Raw genomic sequence first — 3,722 nt, 5'->3', positions numbered from 1 at the left:
ATTGCTTCCTTCCATGGGAGAAGGTGTTATGGAAGCGACAATTATCACTTGGTTATTCAATGAGGGTGATAACGTAAAGGAGGATGACTCCGTAGTAGAAATTGCAACAGATAAAGTAGATTCAGACGTTCCGACACCAGTTTCGGGGAAAATCGTGAAAATTTTAAAGCAAAAAGATGAAGTTGCAAAAGTAGGTGAAGCCATTGCTATTTTAGAAATTGAAGGAGAAGGCACAGCTTCAGAAGAAGCAAAAACTGAAACCCCGGCAGCTGCTCCGGATGCTGAAACTTTAAAAACGATTGAAGAGCCTTCGCAGACAGTTGCTGCTTCAAACGTAGAATTCTCAGGAGATCTTTATCTTTCTCCGCTCGTAAAATCTATCGCACAACAGGAAAATATTTCTGAAACTGAACTGAAATCCATCAAAGGAAGCGGTCTGGAAGGAAGAATTACAAAAGAAGATATACTAGCTTACGTTGCTAACAGAGGAAATCAGCCGGCTCAGCAGGCCGCTCCTGTACAGGCAGCTTCTACTCCACAACCGGCAGTTTCTGCTCCGGCAGCTACGGTTCCGGTAAATGCAGGTGATGAAATCATTCCAATGGACAGAATGAGAAAAATCATCGCTGAAAACATGGTGAAAGCAAAACAAATTGCTCCACACGTAACCTCTTTCATTGAAACTGACGTTACCAACGTTGTAAAATGGAGAAATAAAAATAAAGCAGCATTCGAAAAACGTGAAGGTGAAAAGCTTACTTTCATGCCTATTTTCGTAAAAGCTGTAGTGAAGGCAATTCAGGATTTCCCAATGATCAACGTTTCTGTAAATGGTGATAACATCATCAAAAAGAAAAATATCAACATTGGTATGGCGACTGCCCTTCCGGACGGGAACCTTATTGTTCCAGTAATCAAAAATGCGGATCAGCTTTCTCTTTCAGGTCTTGCAAAAGCAATCAACGACCTGGCTTACAGAGCAAGAAACAAAAAATTAAGACCAGAAGACACTCAGGGTGCAACGTATACAATCTCTAACGTGGGAAGCTTTGGAAACCTTATGGGAACTCCAATTATTCCTCAGCCTCAGGTAGCTATTTTAGCCATCGGAGCTATTGTTAAGAAACCTGCAGTTCTTGAAACCGCTGACGGTGATGTAATCGCTATCAGAAACCTGATGTTCATGTCTCACTCTTATGACCACAGAGTAGTAGACGGTTCTCTGGGAGGAATGATGCTGAAGCATGTTCACGATTACCTTGAAAACTGGGATCTGAACACAGAAATATAAGTAATAAATATCAGCAATAAGTAAGTTTGCAGATTTTAAATACTAAGCCTTCGATTTAATCGGAGGTTTTTTTGTTTTTATTTAGTTAAGCCAAGTAATTTCAAAAGAACAAACAATAAATAAAATCATTATTAAATAATCAATAAAATTCAAATTTAAACAACAAAACGATAATTTAATCTTATAATATAATAAGTTGTTGGAAATTAGATTTATTAGCATTATTTTTAAACAAATAATATATAAGAAATGGATCCGGATTACAGGAAATATGATGCCACAAGGTTTTTTGATTTCACGGAACAGGATGAAAAGCTCATTACTGAAATCTATGATCTGCTTTCCCTATCCTATGACATTACAGTCATTGATGTCAAAGAGTCTCCTTATGAACAGTTCAGCTCTTTTGATATGTATCCGTTATTTATCCCCCGCATCTGTTACCTGGTAAAGGATGTGAGCAATACTAATTCTTTCTATCTTTTTATCGTCAGTAAAGTAAAGGCGGACGTTTAGATCGTAAATATGACACTATACAGCTTTGGGGACTCAAAAACTTAGAAGAAGATTTTGGATATATTTCCATTAACAAAAAGAAGCTAATGGATAAGATTGCAGGAATCTTCAGCAGTTTCTCCATTAATTTTAAAGATCCTGACTTTAAAGATTTTTATGTCGTGGGAAGTGATTCATTTAAAACCATGAGTTTTCTGACCACACAAAGAAAAGAAATGATAAAAAATTTCCCTGATGAAGGCTTTAAGCTTGAAGTCAGAAACAACATTTTAAGCTTTGGTATACCTGATATTCTTACGGTTGAAAATGCTGAAATGATTTCAAAGTTTTTAAATGAAATATAATTTTCAAAATTTTACCGTAAATTCATCCCTCAAAACCTGCAAATGCTGAAAATTTTCATCCTGATACGGAAATCCCTCAAAAATTCCTTCGACAATATCCGGAACGAACAGCTGAAGTATAACCTGCTTCAGGCAATTCCCTTTTGGATTGGATCTGTGATCACAGGCTTTTTTGCGGTGATGTATGCACAGGTATTTGCCTGGGGCGAACATCTGATGAATTTCATTTTTGACTGGCATGCCTGGATGATTTTCATTATTGCTCCCATCGGATTTGTTCTTTCATGGTGGCTTGTCAAAGAATTTGCCCCAAATGCCAAAGGAAGCGGTATTCCGCAGGTAATGGCAGCTGTAGAACTTGCCAATCCTAAAGAACACCGGAAAATCAGGAACCTTCTTAGCCTTAAGATTATTTTTTTCAAAATCCTGTCTTCAGTTATCCTGGTAATCGGAGGTGGCGCTGTAGGACGTGAAGGGCCAACAATTCAGATTGCAGGTTCCGTTTTCAGAAAAGTCAATGAATACCTTCCTGAATGGTGGCCCAAGATTTCCAAGAAAAATATGATTATGACAGGAGCGGCAGCGGGACTTGCGGCAGCATTTAACACCCCGCTGGGAGGAATCGTTTTTGCGGTAGAAGAATTGTCAAAAACCCATATCAATTACTTTAAAACAGCGTTGTTTACGGCAGTAATTATTGCAGGGCTTACTGCACAGACACTGGCCGGATCTTATTTATATCTTGGATATCCGAAAACCAATGACGTTTCTTTAATGGTGATGTTCCCGATCATTCTTGTTGCAGCAACGGCCGGAATTCTGGCTAGCCAGCTCTCAGTCATCATGCTTAAAATTAACGGCTGGAAAAAGAAAAAACTGAAAACAGATAAGGCGAATGTGATATTCCTGGTGATTTGTGCATTAATTATTGCTTCGATTGCTTATTTCATCAACAGAGAGATTCTGGGCTCGGGAAAAGAAATCATGGAACGGGTTCTTTTTACCAAAGACAAACATGAAGACTGGTATGTTCCTGTTTTAAGAATGCTTGGTCCTGCCCTTTCCTTTACTTCCGGAGGTGCCGGTGGAATTTTTGCTCCGGCCCTTACTGCTGGAGCCAGTATAGGTTCCGTGATTTCAGGAGCGATTCATTTGACACCTAATGAAACGAATGTTGTAGTCCTGGCCGGAATGGTTGCTTTTCTTACAGGAATTACCAGAGCGCCTTTTACTTCAGCGATTATCGTTCTGGAAATGACCGACAGACATTCATTAATATTCCATCTGATGCTTGCCGGAATGGTATCTTCTATTGCTTCCATATTAGTAAGCAGACATTCCCTGTATGATGTTTTGAAAGTGAATTTCCTGACGGAATTGAGAGAGAAAGATGAAGTTGAAACCAGGAACTGATCCAAAGGAGAATAAATATTCCCGGGAATGATCAACTATTTCTTCATTCTCTTGCATATAAGAAATATATTTTCTACTTTTGCACCTCGAAATAATTAACAAATTTTTTAACATTATGAACAATTACGAAACTGTTTTCATTTTAACTCCCGTTCTAT

4 protein-coding genes are annotated in these 3,722 nt (G+C 38.4%); all 4 read left to right on the top strand.

Annotated features, from left to right (window positions below; all coding sequences use genetic code 11):
* Nucleotide 1: 1 nt before the first annotated feature.
* Nucleotides 2–1,291, top strand: coding sequence for a dihydrolipoamide acetyltransferase family protein (locus ACE3RB_RS17790; protein ID WP_374465446.1), 1,290 nt, complete (start codon nucleotides 2–4; stop codon nucleotides 1,289–1,291).
* A 249-nt stretch (nucleotides 1,292–1,540) separates the two neighbouring features.
* Nucleotides 1,541–1,807, top strand: coding sequence for a hypothetical protein (locus ACE3RB_RS17785; RefSeq protein WP_374465445.1), 267 nt, complete (start codon nucleotides 1,541–1,543; stop codon nucleotides 1,805–1,807).
* An 86-nt stretch (nucleotides 1,808–1,893) separates the two neighbouring features.
* A complete protein-coding gene (locus tag ACE3RB_RS17780) occupies nucleotides 1,894–2,151 on the top strand; it encodes a hypothetical protein (protein WP_374465444.1) in 258 nt (85 codons plus the stop codon).
* A 42-nt stretch (nucleotides 2,152–2,193) separates the two neighbouring features.
* Nucleotides 2,194–3,564 carry a chloride channel protein gene (locus ACE3RB_RS17775; RefSeq protein ID WP_374465443.1) on the top strand — a complete coding sequence of 457 codons (1,371 nt, stop codon included), beginning with the start codon at nucleotides 2,194–2,196 and terminating at the stop codon, nucleotides 3,562–3,564.
* Nucleotides 3,565–3,722: the final 158 nt, after the last annotated feature.

Origin of the sequence: Chryseobacterium sp. (assembly GCF_041914225.1) — a bacterium.
Taxonomy (GTDB): domain Bacteria; phylum Bacteroidota; class Bacteroidia; order Flavobacteriales; family Weeksellaceae; genus Chryseobacterium.
Note: the sequence above shows the minus strand (reverse complement) of the source record. Positions and strands in the feature narration are given on the sequence as shown.